21 protein-coding genes and 1 riboswitch are annotated in these 19941 nt (G+C 41.2%); all 21 genes read right to left on the bottom strand.

All coding sequences use genetic code 11. The annotated features are described in order from the left end of the window. Positions 1–66: 66 nt before the first annotated feature. Entirely contained in the window at positions 67–300 is a 234-nt protein-coding gene (locus tag ACZ449_RS06115; protein ID WP_464260164.1) for a YlzJ-like family protein, read from the bottom strand. Beyond that, on the bottom strand, positions 300–1091 hold the full coding sequence (locus ACZ449_RS06110; RefSeq protein WP_464260163.1) for a ClpP family protease: 792 nt from the start codon (positions 1089–1091) through the stop codon (positions 300–302). The genes ACZ449_RS06115 and ACZ449_RS06110 overlap by 1 nt, the downstream gene beginning before the upstream one ends. Before the next feature lie 162 nt (positions 1092–1253). Beyond that, positions 1254–2873, bottom strand: a complete 1620-nt coding sequence (locus tag ACZ449_RS06105) for a ribonuclease J (RefSeq protein WP_464261824.1) — start codon at positions 2871–2873, stop codon at positions 1254–1256. 274 nt (positions 2874–3147) lie between these two features. Then, complete coding sequence (gene dapA, locus ACZ449_RS06100; protein ID WP_464260162.1) at positions 3148–4029, bottom strand: 4-hydroxy-tetrahydrodipicolinate synthase; 882 nt, start codon at positions 4027–4029, stop codon at positions 3148–3150. A gap of 15 nt (positions 4030–4044) precedes the next feature. After that, positions 4045–5265, bottom strand: a complete 1221-nt coding sequence (gene dapG, locus ACZ449_RS06095) for an aspartate kinase (RefSeq protein WP_464260161.1) — start codon at positions 5263–5265, stop codon at positions 4045–4047. A gap of 10 nt (positions 5266–5275) precedes the next feature. Next, on the bottom strand, positions 5276–6307 hold the full coding sequence (locus ACZ449_RS06090; protein WP_464260160.1) for an aspartate-semialdehyde dehydrogenase: 1032 nt from the start codon (positions 6305–6307) through the stop codon (positions 5276–5278). A gap of 73 nt (positions 6308–6380) precedes the next feature. Continuing rightward, complete coding sequence (gene dapB / locus ACZ449_RS06085; protein ID WP_464260159.1) at positions 6381–7175, bottom strand: 4-hydroxy-tetrahydrodipicolinate reductase; 795 nt, start codon at positions 7173–7175, stop codon at positions 6381–6383. A 119-nt stretch (positions 7176–7294) separates the two neighbouring features. Continuing rightward, a riboswitch (Lysine riboswitch) is annotated at positions 7295–7465 on the bottom strand. 117 nt (positions 7466–7582) lie between these two features. Continuing rightward, positions 7583–8263: a general stress protein gene (locus ACZ449_RS06080; protein ID WP_464260158.1), complete on the bottom strand. Its 681-nt coding sequence runs from the start codon at positions 8261–8263 to the stop codon at positions 7583–7585. A 75-nt stretch (positions 8264–8338) separates the two neighbouring features. Further along, positions 8339–8602 (bottom strand): YlmC/YmxH family sporulation protein, encoded by a 264-nt coding sequence (locus ACZ449_RS06075; protein WP_464260157.1) that lies wholly within the window; start codon positions 8600–8602, stop codon positions 8339–8341. A gap of 8 nt (positions 8603–8610) precedes the next feature. Beyond that, positions 8611–8931, bottom strand: coding sequence for a hypothetical protein (locus ACZ449_RS06070; protein ID WP_464260156.1), 321 nt, complete (start codon positions 8929–8931; stop codon positions 8611–8613). Positions 8932–9006: 75 nt separating this feature from the next. Beyond that, complete coding sequence (locus tag ACZ449_RS06065) at positions 9007–9450, bottom strand: dCTP deaminase/dUTPase family protein (RefSeq protein WP_464260155.1); 444 nt, start codon at positions 9448–9450, stop codon at positions 9007–9009. A gap of 13 nt (positions 9451–9463) precedes the next feature. Then, positions 9464–10717 carry a M16 family metallopeptidase gene (locus ACZ449_RS06060; protein WP_464260154.1) on the bottom strand — a complete coding sequence of 418 codons (1254 nt, stop codon included), beginning with the start codon at positions 10715–10717 and terminating at the stop codon, positions 9464–9466. 200 nt (positions 10718–10917) lie between these two features. After that, a complete protein-coding gene (locus ACZ449_RS06055) occupies positions 10918–11808 on the bottom strand; it encodes an N-acetylmuramoyl-L-alanine amidase family protein (RefSeq protein WP_464260153.1) in 891 nt (296 codons plus the stop codon). Between the two features lie 27 nt (positions 11809–11835). Next, positions 11836–13074 carry a glycosyl hydrolase family 18 protein gene (locus ACZ449_RS06050; protein ID WP_464260152.1) on the bottom strand — a complete coding sequence of 413 codons (1239 nt, stop codon included), beginning with the start codon at positions 13072–13074 and terminating at the stop codon, positions 11836–11838. A gap of 181 nt (positions 13075–13255) precedes the next feature. After that, positions 13256–13978: a polysaccharide deacetylase family protein gene (locus ACZ449_RS06045; protein ID WP_464260151.1), complete on the bottom strand. Its 723-nt coding sequence runs from the start codon at positions 13976–13978 to the stop codon at positions 13256–13258. A gap of 114 nt (positions 13979–14092) precedes the next feature. Then, a complete protein-coding gene (locus ACZ449_RS06040) occupies positions 14093–16204 on the bottom strand; it encodes a polyribonucleotide nucleotidyltransferase (RefSeq protein WP_464260150.1) in 2112 nt (703 codons plus the stop codon). A gap of 133 nt (positions 16205–16337) precedes the next feature. Continuing rightward, a complete protein-coding gene (gene rpsO / locus ACZ449_RS06035; protein ID WP_464260149.1) occupies positions 16338–16604 on the bottom strand; it encodes a 30S ribosomal protein S15 in 267 nt (88 codons plus the stop codon). 143 nt (positions 16605–16747) lie between these two features. Beyond that, positions 16748–17668 (bottom strand): bifunctional riboflavin kinase/FAD synthetase, encoded by a 921-nt coding sequence (locus ACZ449_RS06030; protein WP_464260148.1) that lies wholly within the window; start codon positions 17666–17668, stop codon positions 16748–16750. Positions 17669–17716: 48 nt separating this feature from the next. Beyond that, positions 17717–18601 carry a tRNA pseudouridine(55) synthase TruB gene (truB, locus tag ACZ449_RS06025; protein WP_464260147.1) on the bottom strand — a complete coding sequence of 295 codons (885 nt, stop codon included), beginning with the start codon at positions 18599–18601 and terminating at the stop codon, positions 17717–17719. After that, positions 18579–19568: a DHH family phosphoesterase gene (locus ACZ449_RS06020; RefSeq protein ID WP_464260146.1), complete on the bottom strand. Its 990-nt coding sequence runs from the start codon at positions 19566–19568 to the stop codon at positions 18579–18581. Before ACZ449_RS06020 ends, truB begins: the two co-directional genes overlap by 23 nt. Before the next feature lie 7 nt (positions 19569–19575). After that, the gene (gene rbfA / locus ACZ449_RS06015; RefSeq protein ID WP_464260145.1) at positions 19576–19929 is read right to left on the bottom strand and encodes a 30S ribosome-binding factor RbfA; all 354 of its coding nucleotides are present in this window, start codon (positions 19927–19929) and stop codon (positions 19576–19578) included. Positions 19930–19941: the final 12 nt, after the last annotated feature.

Raw genomic sequence — 19941 nt, 5'->3', positions numbered from 1 at the left:
CTACGCAATAATAAAAATCCCTTTATTTTATTCACTTGTTCCTATAAAAGAAAAACGCTCTCATGGTTATGAGAGCGCTTCAGCAACCGGTTTACACGTAATAACTGTTCCTGGTTGCAATTCACTGCGGAGATAATCAGACGGAACTGTTGTAAGCAATCGGACAACACGAAATTGATTTTGTGATATTTTTTCCGCCATAACGGTTTGGCCTGAGTATTCAAGCTCTTCATACGCTGGCATTGGCTGGTTTTGTCCTGCAAATATAATTTCTTCCGGCACGATTGTCCATAGAATCATTACTGTTTCAGCCCCTTCCCCTCTTTATGAGCTTTGTGGGCAGTAATCAGTTCCTGTAATTTATCTATGGCCTGCGATACACCACCTATCTCGTCAATTAATCCATATTTTACCGCATCGCTGCCACCTACGGAAGTACCAATATCCCTAGACAATTCGCCAGTTTTGAAGAGTAGTTCCTTCCATTTCATTTCACTGATATTTGAATGTCCTACTACAAATTTGTTGACTCGATCTTGCATTTTTTCAAGATAATCAAATGAACTAGGTGCCCCAATTACTAAGCCAGTAAGCCGGATAGGGTGAATCGTCATGGTTGCACTTTCAACAATAAAGGAACATGTTGCCGAAACAGCAATTGGTGCACCGATACTATGACCACCGCCCAATACTATCGAAACAGTCGGCTTAGACATACTGGCAATCATTTCAGCAATGGCTAATCCGGCTTCGACATCGCCACCTACCGTATTGAGTATTAGTAACAAACCTTCAATCTCATTCGACTGTTCAATGGCCACAATTTGCGGCATCACATGTTCATACTTTGTTGTTTTATTTTGGGGCGGCAACACCATATGCCCTTCGATTTGACCAATTATTGTCATAACATGAATATTGCTTTTCGCTGTCGGCACTTCAGTAGCGCCTAATTCCTCAATGGTTTCAGTCGGGCCCGCCTTTTGGGCCTTTTTGCTTCTTTTCGAAGTCTCAGGCAAAGATGGATGTATTGGGTGCTCTTCAGGATTAGTACCGGGAGGAGCAATTACCGGATTATCATTAACTATCATATGAATATCCCTCCAGCTAATTAGCTTTCTACAAAGCTTTAAAGAAATACTTCCTACATAGTATTGGCAATGACAGCGATTTCATACTGTGGTAAATTAACAAAACAAAAGCCTTGGCTTACCAAACTGTTTTTTGCAGCAGGTAGGCGCAAGGCTTCCTCATTAGACTTCCATAATAATTGGTAATATCATTGGACGGCGTCGCGTACGCTCATATAAATATTTGCCCAGCGTGTCGCGAACATTTGATTTAATGGCCGCCCATTCGGTTACACCATTAAGTTCACATTTTTCCAGAGCCTGTCGTACTCGCTCTTTGGCATCATCCATTAGTTGCTCAGATTCGCGTACATATACGAAGCCGCGGGAAACAATATCTGGCCCAGCAGCAACTTGTCCACGCTGTTTATCCATAGTTACAACAACAATTAATATTCCATCTTGCGAAAGTTGCCGGCGATCTCTTAGCACAATGTTGCCGACATCACCAACTCCGAGACCATCTATTAAAACATTGCCAGCAGTAACCCTTCCCGTGATTGCACCTTTTTCGGCAGTAAATTCTAGTGTTTGCCCATTTTCAGCAATAAAAATATTTTCCTTCGACATCCCCAATGCTTGTGCCAATTGGGAATGCTTGATTAAATGTCGATATTCTCCATGTACGGGGATAAAAAACTTAGGCCGTATAAGATTGTGCATTAATTTAAGTTCTTCTTGACTAGCATGCCCCGAAACGTGAATCCCCGAGGTTGACTCATACACAACTTCTGCTCCCTGCCTAAAAAGAAAATCTATTGTGCGCGAAACCAACTTCTCATTACCTGGTATTGGCGTAGCCGAAATAATTACTGTATCGCCCGGAATAATCTCGACTTTTTTATGATCTGACATAGCCATTCTGGTTAGTGCCGACATTGGCTCACCTTGGCTCCCTGTTGTTAAAATGACAATTCCTGATGCTGGGTAATTATTAATTTCATCAACATTGATAATCACGCCTTCTGGTACATTCAAATAGCCTAGTTCCAGCGCAATAGTAACAACATTGACCATACTCCGGCCAAGTATCGCTACCTTGCGTCGATACTTACAGGCAGTATCGATGGCCTGCTGAATTCGATGAATATTGGACGAAAAAGAAGCAATAATAATACGTTCACGCGCTGTACGAAACGTTTCATCAAAAGTTACACCAACCGATTTTTCACTCTGCGTATAACCAGGGCGCTCGGCGTTGGTGCTGTCGGCTAAAAGCACTAGCACCCCCTGATCACCCAGCTCAGCAAATTTGTGAAAATCGGTAACCTTACCATCTACTGGCGTTTGATCAAGCTTAAAATCACCTGTATGGACAATCACCCCTGCGGGTGTCTTTATGGCTAACGCGGCTGCGTCAGCGATACTATGGCTTACCCGAATAAAATCTATTTTGAAATTACCAATTTGAATTTGGTCGCCTGGTTTAACAGCCTGCAATTTATTGGTAGAGACATTATTTTCTTTTAAACGTCCTTCCAAAATTCCAATCGTCAAGCGAGTTCCATATACAGGTACATCCAGCTGTTTTAACACATATGGCAAAGCCCCAATATGGTCTTCATGACCATGTGTCAGCACAATTGCTTTAACTAAATCACGGTTGTCCATCAGATAGGTAATATCAGGAATAACCAGATCAATGCCAAGCATGTCGTCTTCGGGAAACATCAAGCCAGAATCAATTACTATTATCTCATCACCGTAACGGATAACAGTCATGTTTTTACCAATTTCCCCCATCCCGCCCAAGGGAATTATCTGCACTTTGTTTGGTTGTCGTGACAAAAAAACATACACCTCCAGAATTTTTAAATTTAGTATTCCTTAAATTCTAACCGCCCGTTCATTAAACCGCTACATAAAAAAACCGGCCGTCCTGCCCACTTGTCAATAATTATAACCTATTTAACAACCTCTGACAACAAGTGGTACTGCTCGCTCTGGAATATTATATGCAAATATTGTCTAGACATGCAAAAAAACCGGCAGCACCCGCTACCGGTCAAAAATTTAATTATAAAGCGCCTATTGCCTGCATTACATTTTTTAGTTGTTCCTCTTCACTCGCTGTAGGAGATACTAACGGCAGTCTTACTGGGCCTGCATTTATTCCAAGAATATTTACAGCTTTTTTGATAGGTATTGGATTGGTAGTAACAAAGATAACTTTAAAGAAAGGCATAAGTTCAAGATGTAATGCCTGCGCTTTATTCAGATCACCAGCCAAAAACGCGGTTATCATTTCCTGCATACGGTTACCTACAACATGAGCAGCCACACTAATTACCCCGCAGCCACCTACAGACAAGATCGGTAAGGTCAGCCCATCATCCCCACTATACACCCAAAAGTCATTAGGTGTTGTGCGGATAATTTCAGAAACTTGGTCTAGACTGCCGCTTGCTTCTTTAACAGCAACAATATTCTCAATTTCGGCCAAACGCGCAATGGTTGTTGGTAACATATTAGAAGCGGTACGTCCAGGAACATTATATACGATCAATGGCAGCGTTGTTGAGTCCGCAATGGCTTTAAAATGCTGGTAATAACCTTCTTGCGGCGGCTTATTATAATAGGGACCAACAAGCATTGCGCCATGCACACCAATCTTTTCAGCTTCTTTAGTCAATTCAATAGAAGCTCTCGTATCGTTTGAACCGGTGCCAGCAATGACAGTAGCCTTATCACCTACAGCCTCCAATACTACTTTGAACAATTTCAGCTTTTCATCTGTAGCTAATGTAGCCGCTTCACCAGTGCTGCCTGCAACTACCAATCCATCAGAACCGTTATTTACAAGATATTTCGCCAAATTAGCGACTTCACTATAATTCACACTATAGTCAGCATTAAACGGGGTTACCATTGCGGTTAAGACTTGCCCGAAATTTTTCATTACACTCGCCCCTTATTAATTTGATAAGCCAAATTTCTCATGAAGCGATTTTACAGCAGCCCCAACATCACTTTGTGGCACAAGCACAGAAATAGATGTATGGGAATCAACTGTCTGGAGAATAGCAATTTTATTACGAGACAGAGCTTCAATAAAATTTGCCATCACGCCTGGTACTTCTCGCATTCCGCCACCAACTACAGATACCTTTGCACAATGTTCTAGTATTTCAAATTTACAACCTAGACGTTTGAGTTTTATTGATGCTTTTTCGGCCTGATCAGCATTAATAGTAAACATGATCTCGCCTGGATGAATATTAATTAAATCGACGCTAATACCATTATCAGCCATTGTCTTAAATACCTTAAAACTTGCATCATTTCCCATAGTATCATCAAGGTGAACTTTAACCTGAACAATATTAGTCAAATAGGTTACACCTGTGGCGACACGGTCAACTACAGTTACGTTATCGTTGTCTTCTTTGGCGATATTCGTAATAAGTGTACCGGGAGCTTCTGAAAATGTTGATTTTACTACAAGGGGAATATTTTTTTGCATAGCAATTTCAACTGCGCGGGGATGTATTACCTTAGCCCCTTGATGAGCCAGTTGACATACTTCCCCATAACTTATGCAATCAAGAATTTTCGCATTCTCAACAATTCTTGGATCAGCTGTCATAATGCCTTCAACATCTGTATATATTTCGATCATGTCAGCCTTTAAAGCTGCGCCTAAGACTGATGCACTAGTATCGCTGCCACCGCGTCCCAAGGTAGTAAATTCACCTTCACCCGTCATACCTTGAAAGCCACACACAACAGGTACTTTTCCCTGTTTTAAATAACTGATTATCCGTGTTGGATCACATTTTGAAATACGAGCGTCAGTAAAGTTATCATCGGTAATAATACCCGCATTTCCTCCCGTTAACATAACTGCGTCCATACCAGCGGCCTGCAGCGTACCGGCCATAATCACGGCTGAGATCATTTCGCCGCAGCACATAATCTGATCAAGCTCGCGGTCAGCAATATTCTTATAGGCTGACCGCGCAATATCGATTAGTGTATCTGTAGCGTAAGGAGCTCCCTGACGTCCCATAGCCGAAACTACAACTACCGGATTAAAGCCTTGATCCCGCGCTTTTTCAATCTTGCGCAGTACAAGTTCCCGCACTTCAGGTGATGCTACAGATGTGCCCCCGAACTTCTGGACAATTATTCGCATTTTGTACACCTCAAATTAAATTATGCTCAATCATATACTCAGCTATTTGCACAGCATTCAGCGCTGCACCTTTGCGAATTTGATCGCCTACAACCCACATATTTAATCCATAAGGCACAGTTTTGTCTGCCCGAATACGACCAACAAACACTTCATTACTGTCTGAAGTATATAGTGGCATAGGATACAACATTTCAGCCGGGTTATCTTGTACAATAACACCAGGAAATTTAGCCAATACTTGTTTTGCTTCTTCAGGCGACAGCGGGCTATTAAGCTCTATGTTTATTGATTCAGAATGACTGCGATATACCGGCACCCTCACCGTCGTCGCAGTTATTCCGATGTTATAGTCATTGAATATTTTATGAGTCTCATTTACCATTTTCATCTCTTCTTTGGTATAATCCTCTTCAACAAATACGTCTATTTGCGGTAAGAGATTAAACGCGATTTGATAATGTTTGGGCAAACTGGCGCTCGGTAAAATATTAGCTTCTACAGGACGATTTTCTACAACTGCCTTAACTTGGTCAGTCAGTTCATCAATGCCTTCTTTGCCAGCACCGGAAACAGCCTGATATGTAGAAACAACTATACGTTTAATCTTTGCCACATCATATACAGGCTTTAATGCCATAACCATAATAATTGTCGAACAGTTAGGGTTAGCAATAATCCCTTGATGATTTTTTATGGCCTCTGGGTTAACTTCTGGCACGACCAAAGGTACATTCGGGTCCATGCGGAAGGCACTTGAATTATCAATGACAACCGCCCCGCGTTTAGCAGCCTCGGGTGCTAAGGTTTTACTAATTGAGCCGCCTGCAAATAAGGCAATTTGCACATCACTAAATGAATCGGGTGTCGCCTCCTCAACAATGTAGTCTTTACCCATAAATTCGATAGTTTTACCTGCAGACCGTTCAGACGCTAACAATTTCAATTGGTTAAACGGAAAGTTGCGCTCTTCAATAAGTTTTAAAAATTCTTGGCCAACTGCTCCAGTTGCCCCTAAAATTGCTACATTATACTTTTTCATTGTAAATTAGTCCCCCATTCTATAATCATAAATATGCTCATATATTTGAAGTTGGCTTCGTTCTTTGCAACGTTTAGCCCATTATATGTTCAAGACCAAAAATCAGCCCATCAACAGTTAGCACTTTTTTACAAGCCAGTACTACTCCCGGCATAAACGATTCTCTGGATATTGAGTCATGGCGAATCGTTAGGGTTTGGCCTAATCCACCGAAAATCACTTCCTGGTGAGCTACATAGCCAGGCAGTCGAACACTGTGCAATCGAATACCTGACAAATCACCGCCACGAGCACCAGTCAGTTTTTCTTTCTCATCTGGATGGCCTTGCTGCATTGTTCCCCGTACACTGGCAATTAATTCAGCGGTTCTAAGACCTGTGCCAGATGGGGCATCCAGCTTTTGATCATGATGCATCTCGATAATTTCAACATGCGGCAAATACTTGGCGGCCTCTTGGGAAAGTTTCATCATAAGAATAGCACCTATGGAAAAATTAGGTGAAATAATTGCATTAACCTTGGAAGCTGCACATAGCTCACGAATATCCTCAATATCAGTTTCCGTTAATCCGGTTGTACCCACAACTGGGCAGACGCCATTTTTAATGGCAATTTTAATGTTGCTTAAAACTGATTGCGGATTAGTGAAATCAACCATAACTTGTGGTTTAGTTTCATTGACAACAGTAACTAAGTCATTGCCAACCGTTACTCCTGTTTTTCCTGCGCCGATAATATCGCCTACATCGGCAAAGTCGGAATTTATATCTACTGCTCCGACTACGCTTAAATGCGGGTCCTTATGAACTGCTCGCAATACTTCCCGTCCCATTTTGCCATAAGCGCCACATACCATCACTCTAATCAAGCGCTATCCACCTCCTGTTTAATAAGAAAAGCAGCTGGTGAGCGCATTTCTCACCAGCTGCCAAAACAGCATTTTTCTGACCTTAGGAAAATATATGTGTATATATATCGTCCCTGACCAGATGAGATAGCACTCCACCAAGTAATGGTGACAGTCTTAAATCTATTTGATGTAAGACCAGTAAGAAGATTCGGCATTCTTTCTTACTTCGGCGGTCGCCCCTTTTCTTTCAGCTCATCGATTCCACTCTCACTGAAAGTACTTTTGACTCCCGCACCTCTACTTCATCCTTTACAGGATGTTGCTTATTCATTTTATACACATTCTATACCAAAGGTTCCATCATTGTCAATAAATATTAAAAGCTGTTTATTTATTCATCCACGACATTCCAGTGAAAACTATGTTTAGGTTAATGCATGAGTTTCTACGTCTCTTGCCCCGTTTTGACGCAGGATCTGAGCTGCTTGATTCGCTTTCGCGGCATCAGAGCGGATTATTGCCAGAATTCCACCTTGTGCTACCTCTTGTTCATAGCGTCTTCCTACTTCAGCCGGAATGCCCCAATCAATAAGCCCACCCGTAATACCGCCTGCTACCGCCCCACTCAAAGCGGCAGCAATTGGCCCAGCGGCTAGTACTGGTCCTACACCAGGAATGGCTAAAGCACCTGCTCCCAAAAGCAAACCGCCAATACCGCCTAACGTGCCACCTGCTAGGGCACCATCGGTAATATCATCTTCAACATATTCAGTATCTTGGCCTTGCTGATTTTTGTTTTTGGAAACAATATTTATTTCTTCGGTTGTAAAGCCTTTCGTTCTAAGCGCATTTACTGCCTGCTCAGCATTATCACGAGAATTAAATACACCAATTACGCTTTTAACTCCCGTAGTACCTGCCTGCATTCCAGGTGACTTAGTTTGCGCCGCAGAACTCGTAGTTTGTGTTTGGAGATTTGCAGTTTGCGCTTGACCACCTGCATAGTTATTTACTAAAGCGTTTCCTGTCTGGCCTGTAGTTTGAGCTGTTGGCTGCTTCCCAGTATTTCCTTGCATAGCACCTGTAGAATTGTTCGTTATTGACATTAATAAGCCTCCTAACATTAGTCTGATATACAGTTTAATGTTAGGCTTAACAAGTACAACACTTTTTATTCCCGATCATCTAGAATACATGTGATCATAAGCGTTATTTAAATCAACAATAACAACTTCATCTCCGATGCGTTTGATTGCCTGCCATGGTATTGTTACTAGCTGATTGTCACCTAAAAAGTTAAATAGTGTATTTCTTTTGGGCAGAATTAATCCACCAATAACACCAGAGCGACTGTCAAAAGTAAGCTCACACTCACCAACGATACCTAACCGCGCACCATCTCCCAAATTAATAACTTCTTTTCCAGTCATTTCACTTATCCGCATACTTTCACCTACTTGCTATCAAATAGTTTAGCAAAAAACGGTTGAACAACCGCCACTACTATAGCCGTCATCGCCAGCGGATCGAACATAATTATACTGACAGTTATCCGTTCAGGTATCTCCAATTTTAAAAATGAAACAATCATTACCAAAGAAATATATACGCCGCCGGCAGTGGCAACTAAATCTCGTACGGCATTAGCAAAGGGCGATGGCTTTGGCTCAACTGAGGGTATATTGTCCAAGGACATCCGAGAGTGGCAAACACGTACCCAAACAGACCCCATAACCATCAAGACAACCAGTACTAATGTCATCCAGGTATACACAGTAGCCCTCCTTAACCTGCTTCTACCAATGTATATGGCGAATTAGCATAAGTTATGAAAAAAAATCGCCATTTGTTACTGTCCTGTACTCCCAAAACCGCCTGAACGAAGATTATTGACGCAATCGTTATCTGTTTTTAGGTACTTATAAAAAATTCCCTGGGCTAGTCTGGTTCCTTTGGTAATTGTCACAAGTTCTGATCCCTGGTTAAAAACGGGAAGTAAAATATGTCCCTCATTTTCCTGATTATTATAATAATCGGCATCAATAATACCTTGCCCATTAATTAAACTCAAGCTATGCTTAATAGCCAAACCAGAACGAATATGAATACCAAGATATTCGTCTTCTTCCATATAGGCTTTAACTCCTGTTGGAACTAAGATAACCTTTCCTGGAAGTAAAGTAATGTCTTGGGCAATTGTAAGATCATACCCGGCACTTAACGCAGTCTTACGAATCGGTAATTTTATATCTGATTCTCTATATTGACTAATTACCTCAAATCCTCTTGCCATACTATTCTCCTTCTTAAAAACTGAAATCAGTATTAATATTTAATGAGTCAGCAGGGCCTAGCGCAGTAAAACACAGTTTTTCAGCAACAAGCATTTGCTCAATCATCTGGTTTACATCAGCTAGCGTCACCCTGTCAATTTTGCTTACAACTTCATCTAAAGAAACAAATTTTTCTAAAGTAACTTCCATCTTGCCAATACGGGACATCCTGCTGCTTGAACTCTCTAAGCCCAGCAGCAGGCTCCCCTTTATTTGCTCTTTTGACTTAGTCAGTTCCTGCTCAGTTATGCCTTTCATTTTAAAATCCTTCAAGTTTTCTATAATAAGATCCAACACTTGATTTACATTTCCCGGACGAGTGCCTGCATAAACGGTAAGCAATCCGGCATCTTTATAACTATTTTGATAAGAATAAATAGAATAGGCCAGACCACGCTCTTCGCGGATAGCTTGGAACAGTTTAGAACTTATTCCTCCGCCTAGCATATTATTAAAAATATACACAGGATAGATTTGGGGATTCTCTAGCGGCACACTCAATGCGCCTAAGCATATGTGCACTTGCTCGGAATCTTTGTTAATAATCGTTCTGGCTGGTGCAAAGGCCGGGGTAGTTATCGCCAATTTTCTTTTTTGTCCTTTAAAGTCACTAAAATAACGAGCTACTAATCCTACAAACTCTTCATGGCTTATATTGCCGGCAGCAGCAATTACCAAATTATCTGGAGTGTAAAAATCATGGTAATATTTCATTACTGAATCGCGATTAAATCGTTCAATTGAATCAGTCGTGCCTAAAATATTCCGTCCAAGCGGGTGGACAGGCCACACGGTATCCAAATGAATGTCATGAACCAATTCATCTGGTGAGTCTTCATACATATGTACTTCTTCAAGTACTACCTGGCGCTCACGTTCAATGTCTTCTTCGGCAAATTTTGATGCAAGCAGCATATCGCTTAGAATATCCATAGCTAAATCAGCATGAGAATCCAAAACCTTCAAGTAATAACAAGTACATTCTTTGGCAGTAAACGCATTCAATTGCCCACCAACAGCATCAACTATCTCAGCAATATCCTTGGCTGAACGCCGCGCCGTTCCTTTAAACATCAAGTGCTCAATAAAATGAGAAACTCCATGATTATATTCCTCTTCAAACCTTGATCCTGTTGCCAGCCATACGCCCATACTAACTGATTTCACATACGGAATCGTTTCCGATACGACGCGAATTCCATTTGGCAATACTGATTTTTTATACATAAATCTCCTTATCATTGAACAAAAATGACACCTTCCTATTTTACTGCAAATTGTTCTTATTGGTATACGTTTCAAAAAAATAATTTTCTAATATAGTATAATCCTTATTATACCTAAATTTGCTAATAAAGAAAACACAGCTTGCGCCGAGCCTTTGGCGACAACGCAAACTGTGTTGCCCTTATCCTGCTTTTAAGATACTAGTTGTTAAAGTATTTTACTACTCCGTTAAAAATACCCTGGGCTATTTTATTCCGGTAATTATCTTCCTGTAACCTACTGGCCTCGCTTGCATTGCTCACAAAGCCCATTTCGACCAAAATACTCGGCATCGAGGTATTGCGCAGCACATAGAAAGTAGCCGAGGAAGTACCTTTATCTACAGCTCCTGTTTCTTTAATAATACTGTTTTGAACCTCAAGTGCTAATTTAGATGATTTGCTACTCGGATAAAAAGTCATAGTTCCATATATGGATGGGTCGGGATTGGAATTAGAATGGACACTGACAAAAATATCTGCATTGTTCGCTTCAGCAATATTCACACGTGCTGCTAACTCCTGCCCTAAGGAACTACCTTCAGGCGCAACTGTACGGTCACTGTCCCTTGTCATGATTACTCTTGCTCCGGCTTTAGTCAGCTTATCCCGAAGTTTGAGACTAACCGCTAAATTATTATCTGTTTCTCTAGTGCTATTAGCCACAGCACCTGGATTACTGCCGCCATGACCAGGGTCAACAACAACAACTTTCCCACGTAATGCACCGTTGTCTACAACACCCGTAGTCCCATCATCGGGAGGCAGTGGTGTCACTTTTACTGGATTTTCCGGTAGGGTTGTTGCTGCTTTGCCACCGCCGAAAATATTCAATATGGGTCCAAGTATTTTATCAAATAATAAACTAAACAGCTTGCTAAATACATCTGACCCACCACTAGCCCCACTATTTGCAGATGAAACAGTGGAAGCTGCCAGCGTACCAATAACACTGTCCAACGCTGCGGCATGACTTACTTGTATCGGGCCTACTATATTAAATACTAAAACCAAAAGCATCGTTACTATCAATATTTTTTTACTATCCACCATAAACCTCCTGTGTGGTTTTATTTGAAATCACTTGTGAAATAGTTCCCGCAGAACTGGCCAAACGCCGGGATCTTCTTCGCCAAGCTTCCACATAGCTGCACCAGCAATGTCATATTTGGTAATAAGCGCCAGCTTATGTTTTAAACTTTCGCCATTTTCAAACCAAACTGTATGCGCAATACCATCAACAGCAGTGTAACTAAAATACGGAGATTTCGATGCATCATCCCATTGTACTGCTTGTCCATAACGCTGAGATAAATCCATTATCGCCTTATACTCTAGCGACTGTGTGCCTTGGGCTGACCAATCATAACCATAGGCCGCAATCCCAAGGTATAATTTATTCTTAGGAATAAACTTGAGCGCATATTTTAGGCTGTTTTCTACCCAACCAATATCCGCAATCGGGCCTGGCCCACTCCACATGCCATGATTGTCATAAGCCATAATCATAATCTTGTCAGCATAGTTAGCCAGCTCTGCATAGTCATAGGCAGCTGCCACATCATTATTTTCATTTTGTTTAGGAAAAACATCAATTGTCACAAGCAAGCCTTGTGGTTTGAGACGAGCAGAAAGCTCCCGCATAAATGCTGTCAGGTTATCGCGATCCTCAGCAGGCACCATTTCAAAGTCAACATTGATTCCATCAAGATTATACTTCTTGATATATGCCTCAAAATTGTCAATCGCTTTAGTCCTAAGTGCCGGATTTGCCAGTACGGTATGAACTGGCGCAGTAGTGTTGTTATCTTGTTTGGCATTATTAACTAGCAGCAATACTGTCATATCCTTCTGCTGAGCAGTTTTAACCACTGCAGCATGGTCATTGCCGCCGCGGTCAACTACTGTGCCATCAGCCTGCATTGTGGCCCAAAATGGGGCAATTGTTTTAATTACATCAGTATTTTTTACCATCGAGTTATAGGAAGAAGTATCGGCTCCCCACCATTCGGCGTAAAAGCCCACAAATTCTTTCGCTGATGCACTAACTAATCCACTAGCAGGGTTATCTTTCGTCGCCCCACCTGTTGAATTGTTAAAGCCATTACCCAACAATTTGCCTAGCAACAGACCAAGAAAAACATCTAACATACCTTTACCTGTACTCATTCCATTCGACACACTAGAGTCATTAGCAGTAGTAGCTTGTCCTAATAAATCAGCTACCGAAAAAGCATATGCAGGGGTAACAGACAGCATAATAGTCATCATAAAAACCAACATTACTCCCCAAGATAGTAACTTCTTGTACTTGTTCATATGGCAGCCTCCATTCCATTAAAAAAGCACGGCTTACGCCGGGCCTTTGGCCAAAGTTAAAGTCCAATAACTTAACTATGAATAACCATAATTCAAATTTCATGTCTTATGTAAACATAATACTATCACAACTTTATATTTTAAGCAATAAAAAAAGCAGGCTTTCGCCTGCCTATTTATTCTATTTTAGTATATCAGATACTGTTGTTATGGTATATCCCCGCTTCTTTATTTCTTCGATCAATCCTGGTAGAGCCTGCGCAGTTGGTGCTGTCGGATGCATCAATATAATAGCACCATTGTGGAGTTTTTTTAAGACACGTTCTTTGATAACTTCGGGTGGTGGACGCTTCCAATCAATAGTATCAATACTCCACATAATGGTAGTATAATCGATTTCTTGTGCAGCTAACAATACCGTATTGTTGTATTCACCATAGGGCGGTGCATATAAGTTTGTTTTTATTCCTGTAATGCTAGCCACAAGCTCCTCTGTTTTTATTATCTGCTCTTTGTTTTTTTCTTTACTCAAGTTATTAGGATGAGGATGAGTATAAGTATGGTTTCCAAGTTCATGGCCTCGATTTGCCAAATCTTTAAGTACTTCCGGATATTTATTGGCCCAGCTGCCACCAATAAAGAACGTAATATGAATATTATTCTCGTCAAGTGTTTTCAGCATATCCGGGAGATACTCTTCCCCCCAAAACACATTGCAGGCCAAAGCAATTTGGGGCTGAGCTGGATTGCCTTGAAATACCGGCGGCGGTACAGTACCTACCTGCATAGTGTGTAAAAGTGGTTGGATATTACCTGATAACATAGCAACTACCATAAAAACACCAACAGTAAAATACACATACCAAGAACGAACTTTACCTACCATAACCACTTTACACTGCATCTAATCAACTCCTGCTCACAACGCTTGCGTAGTAATACAGTGTATTACTACTCCCTGTATTTTATGAGCAAAATAAAAAGACTTGGCTTATTGCCAAGTCCAACTGATTATCTGCTATTTTGCAGCATCTTCAGGCTGACTTTCCTTTTGTTCTGCCTTCAACAATTCCTTACGAGACAAATTAATACGTCCTTGGCGGTCAACTTCGGTCACTTTGACCATAATTTCATCGCCGACTTTAACAACATCTTCCACTTTGGCAATACGTTCAAGCGCAAGCTGTGAAATGTGCACAAGACCTTCCTTGCCAGGGAGAATTTCGACAAATGCCCCAAAATTCATTAAACGAGTGACTTTACCAGTGTACGTGGTGCCAATTTCCACACTACGCACTAAGGATTCGATGATTTTTACTGCTTTTTGGCCAGCCTCAACGTCAACAGCTGCAATGAACACTTTGCCATCATCTTCAATATCAATGCTAACGCCTGTTTCTTCAATAATTTTTTTAATCGTCTTGCCACCTGGTCCAATAACATCGCGGATTTTATCTGGATCAATTTCCATGGTAATAATGCGTGGCGCAAACGGCGAAAGTTCTGTTCTGGGTTCCTTGATCGCCTCAAGCATCTTACCTAGTATATGCATACGGCCACGTTTAGCCTGTGCCAGCGCGTCTTTAAAAATTTGTTCAGTAATCCCCGATATTTTCATATCCATCTGCATAGCAGTTACGCCTTTAGTGGTACCAGCCACTTTAAAGTCCATATCACCAAGCGCATCTTCCATGCCTTGAATGTCAGTCAAGATTGTGTAATTGCTGCCATCTTTAACTAAGCCCATGGCAACACCAGATACCGGCGCTTTAATTGGAACACCTGCATCCATTAAGGATAATGTACTGCCGCATACACTGCCCATAGAAGATGAGCCATTGGACTCCAATACTTCTGATACTAAACGGAGAGTATACGGAAACTCCATTTCTGAAGGGATAACAGGCAGTAGCGCCCGCTCAGCTAATGCGCCATGACCGATCTCGCGGCGTCCAGGGCCACGTGAAGGTCTGGTCTCACCAACACTAAAGGACGGGAAATTATAATGATGCATATAGCGTTTGGACTCCTCAACCCCAAGTCCATCAAGAATCTGTTCGTCGCCAATAGCTCCTAACGTAGTGATAGTAAACACTTGCGTTTGGCCACGGGTAAACAGCCCTGAACCATGAGTACGTGCTAACAGACCAACTTCACAGGTAATAGGACGTACTTCGTCAATCTGACGGCCATCAGGACGAATTTTATCTACTGTAATCATTTTCCGTACAATCTCTTTGAGAATCTTTTGGAACATATTGCTAATATCTTTGGCATTCTCAGGATAAATTGACAAGAAATGCTCGGTAGCTTCCATTTTAACCTGTTTAATATTTTCCTCGCGCATATGTTTGTCCGCATTAGCTACAGCGATTTTTAACTGTTCGGTTATGTACTCACGCATAGCCACATCTATTTCGGTCGGAACCTCATAAATTGCTTTTTCCATTTTGGGCTTGCCAACCTTGGCAACAATGGTCTCCTGAAAAGCCACTATCTCTTTTATTGCTTCATGACCAAATAAAATAGCCTTAAGCATAGTTTCTTCAGATAATTCATTTGCTCCTGCTTCAACCATCATGATAGCATCTTTTGTGCCTGCTACTGCTAAGTTAAGATCACTTTTTTCTTGCTGCTCTATCGTAGGATTCAAAATAAATTGATTGTCGATCAAGCCAACACGAACGCCACCAACAGGCCCGTTAAAGATAATGTCAGAAATACTTAAAGCACAAGATGCACCAATCATAGCTGCAATATCAGGCGGGTTATTTTGATCCACTGACATTACAGTAGCTACTACGTGCACATCATTACGCAATCCATCGGCAAATAGTGGTCGAAGCGGTCGATCAATTAAACGACTAGCTAAAATAGAAGCTTCACTTGGACGCCCTTCCCGCTTAATAAAGCCACCTGGAATTTTACCTACCGAATATAAGCGTTCTTCATAATCAACTGTTAACGGAAAAAAGTCAATACCTGGTCTCGGTTCAGCTGATTGAGTTGCCGCTACCAGAACTGCAGTATCGCCATAACGTACCAACACTGCACCACTAGCTTGTTTCGCCATTTTACCTGATTCAATGATCAAGGTCCGGCCGCCTAGTTCCATCTGGAATGTTTCCATATTATATTTTCCTCCTCTGTATGTGCCCCTTTTCTTTTAGCAAAGATTAACTGTTCGACATTTTTCTTATTATTCCCTTTTTTATTTTCTTTAACCTAGGAAAAAAATAAAAAGCGGAAAATCCGCTTTTTACTTATTTCCGCAAGTTAAGTTTTTCCAAGATTGAACGATAACGCTCAATATCGCTTTCACGCAGATAATTCAAGAGACCTCTGCGTTGACCAACCATTTTTAGCAGGCCGCGACGAGAGTGATGATCTTTTTTGTGTTCTCTCAAATGTTCAGTCAAGTAATTAATACGTTCAGTAAGAATCGCAATCTGAACTTCAGGAGATCCAGTATCACTTACATGTACACGGAATTGTTCAATAAGCATTTGTTTTCTTTCAGGTGTCAACACGTGGTTCACCTCCTTTTTCTTGTCTATCCCCATTAGCCAAGACATCGCCGGAGACTCGATTATCCTCGCTACGGTTAATAATGTGATTTACTCACTAAATGATATTTTATCATAAAATTTAAAGTATGTAAACCACGGAAAAATTAAAAATACTGTTTTCGAGAGAATTTAATATCTGCCTGCATTTGCTCTTTGAGTTGCTCAACACTAGCAAAAACAATCTCGCCACGAATTCTATCGATAAATTGTATTTTTAACTGCTTCCCATAAAGAATGCGGTCAAAATCCAAAATATGTACCTCAATACGGTGAGTTTGACGAGTAAAAGTAGGATTATTACCAATATTGGCGACCCCATTGAACTTGGCGCCGGTTTCATCATATATGTAAACAGCATAAACCCCGTCCGCGGGTACCAAAAGCCCTTGCACAATCGCCAAATTTGCTGTAGGAAAACCTAATTTTCGCCCGCGTTGATCACCTTTACTAACTTTTCCGGATATAGTTATCGATCGCCCAAGCAAATTTGCGGCCTGCTTAACAGCACCATCTGTAACTAATTGCCTAATGACTGTACTGCTTACGATAACCCCTTCCACATCGATCATACTTACCACATCAACAGTAAACCCGTGTTTCGCGCCGGCAGCTGTTAACAGCGCTGGCGTGCCAGTCCCCCGATATCCATATGTAAAATTAGCACCAACAGTAACATGTTGAAGATTCATGTTAGTAACTAATTTCTCAATAAATTTTTCAGGAGTTAACTGCAATAATTCTGTTGTAAAGGGAACATTAAATAACATGTCCACACCCAACTCTGCAATTAACTTAACCTTTTCCTGATTAGTTATAATGAGTGGTGGACGGCGGTCAGCGTCAATCACGTTAAGCGGATGATTACTAAATGTAAAAACAGCACTACAGCAATTTTTATTTTTTGCCTGTTGCAGCGTACGCGCGATGATTGCCTGATGTCCAATATGAATACCATCAAAAGTACCTAAAGCCATATAGACAGGTGCATCGTGCTTCACGTTCTCTATCTGGGTAAAGACTTTCATGTTTTTTCTGTTTCTCCTCATTACACGTCTATGTAAGAATCCGGACCGTTACAGGCCCGGACTTAGTATTTTCACTGGAGTCAGTGTTGCCTGACCACCCATTTGACATGTTTCTCGACCAATACCAATGAATGTGTTGTGTAGATCATACATTTTTATTAAATCTGAACCACTTTGACTACAAGAAATACTACGCCCATTTTTTATAGCCTGGGATTCCAGCTCAGATAACACAATCGCGGGAAGATGAGTCAGCACACTATCGGCATTTTGAACAGCTTGTTCTTTGTTAGCGGCAATTTCCTCAAGGGTTAAAGACTCTTCTAAATGAAAATGTCCCACTCTTGTTCTGACTAGAAAACTCATTACTGCTAAGCAATTCAACCTATAGCCGATATCAGAACATAGAACCCTAATATATGTCCCTTTAGAACAGGTTACATCAAATACAATACCTGTTTCGCCTTCTGTTATAAGTGAAATGGCATCGATTACAATCTTACGCGGTTTTCGTTCAACAACCTGACCTTGCCTAGCTAGCTCATATAGCTTTTTACCGTCAATTTTTATAGCAGAATACATAGGCGGGATTTGTTCATTGACACCGATAAAGGACGCCAATGCAGCCTCAATCTCACTCGGCTTGGGCCGGATATACGGGCGACTATTACTAATTTTTCCGGTATCATCACCAGTATCTGTTTCAAAACCAAACGTAAGCTCAGCCCGATAACTTTTATCTGCGTCGGCCAAGTATTCAACAAGCCTTGTTGCATTGCCAATAAACACGGGTAACACACCCGCTGCTGCAGGATCCAATGTACCTGCATGCCCAACACGTTTTATGCTATATAACCGCCGAATATATGACACGACATCATGTGATGTCATGCCTGGTGGTTTTAGTACATTAATTATCCCGCTTTGCATCATTGACTCCCAACCCTTTAACTAACAGCTGTTTGGCCGCGTCTATAATCAAAGTTTTAGCCTTAGCAAGCGGTTCTGTCACTGTGCAGCCTGCCGCTCGGGCATGACCGCCGCCGCCGAAGGCAAGTGCAAGCTGACTGACATCTACCATTTTTGAACGTAAGCTAACTCTAACACTGTGAGTATCAGCTTCTTTAAACATAATGGCAATTTCAACGCCTTCAATATTGCGGGGATAGTTAATAAAGCCTTCTGTATCGTCTTTGAAATCAGACAATATTTTTTGATTTAATGTTAATGCAGCTATTTGTCCTGCTTGACCACACTCAATGATTTCGAGTGTTTCAAGTACTTTGGGTAATACCTCGATAACAGACCGAGGCTTAGTATCAAGCGATTCAGAAATAATATTGGGTTTAGCACCCAAGGCCACTAGTTCTGACGCAAGTTTAAGCGTTTCTGCTGACGTATTGGCATAGCGAAAAAAACCGCAGTCAGTTGCTATTGCTGTAAATAATGCCGCAGCCATACTGCTTGTGATAGCTGCATTCATTTCTTTTAGAAGTTTGAAAATCAATTCTCCTGTTGCCGCTACTTGACTGTCTATATACCAATACTCAGCAAACTTACAATTTGATATATGATGATCAATATTAAGGATAGGCGCTGTAACAACATCCTTGACTTTACCAATCCGCTCTACATCACTTGAATCAAGCACTACCAACAAATCGGCCTCAACTACTGTATCTTGAGGTTTTTCTATTTTATCCCAATCAGCAAGAAATTTAAAAGCGCGAGGAACTTCATCATCAAGTAGCATTTTGACCTGTTTTCCTTGGGCTGATAAATAAGCATACAGAGCAAGCAATGATCCTAACGCATCGCCATCAGGATGGATATGGGCAGTGAGTACGATATGATTAGCCTTACTTAACAGCTTGGCGCTGTGTTTAATAGACACTTCCATATTGTTACTATTTGCCTTCTTCCTGCTTGATTTTTAAAATCAGTTCCTGAATACGTGCACTATATTCCAAGGTTTCATCAAGATGCAATGACAGTTCGGGAGTACATCTCATTCTAATTCGTTTGCCAATCTCCGCACGCATATATCCCAAGGCTTTAGTTAATCCGGCCCAAGTCTCTGTCTTTTGATCATCATTTCCCATAAGGCTGACATATACTTTGGCACTTCGCAAATCACCAGTAGCCTCTACACGAGTTACTGTAACAAAACCAATGCGTGGATCTTTTAGTTCAGTCAGAATGATTTTACTAATTTCTTGTTTAATAAATTCCTGCACTTTTTCTACCCGCAGTTGTCCCATCGTAATTCCTCC

It is taken from the genome of Desulfosporomusa polytropa (assembly GCF_055380075.1).
The sequence above is the reverse complement of the archived record's forward strand: the minus strand, read 5'-3'. Positions and strand labels throughout refer to the sequence as shown.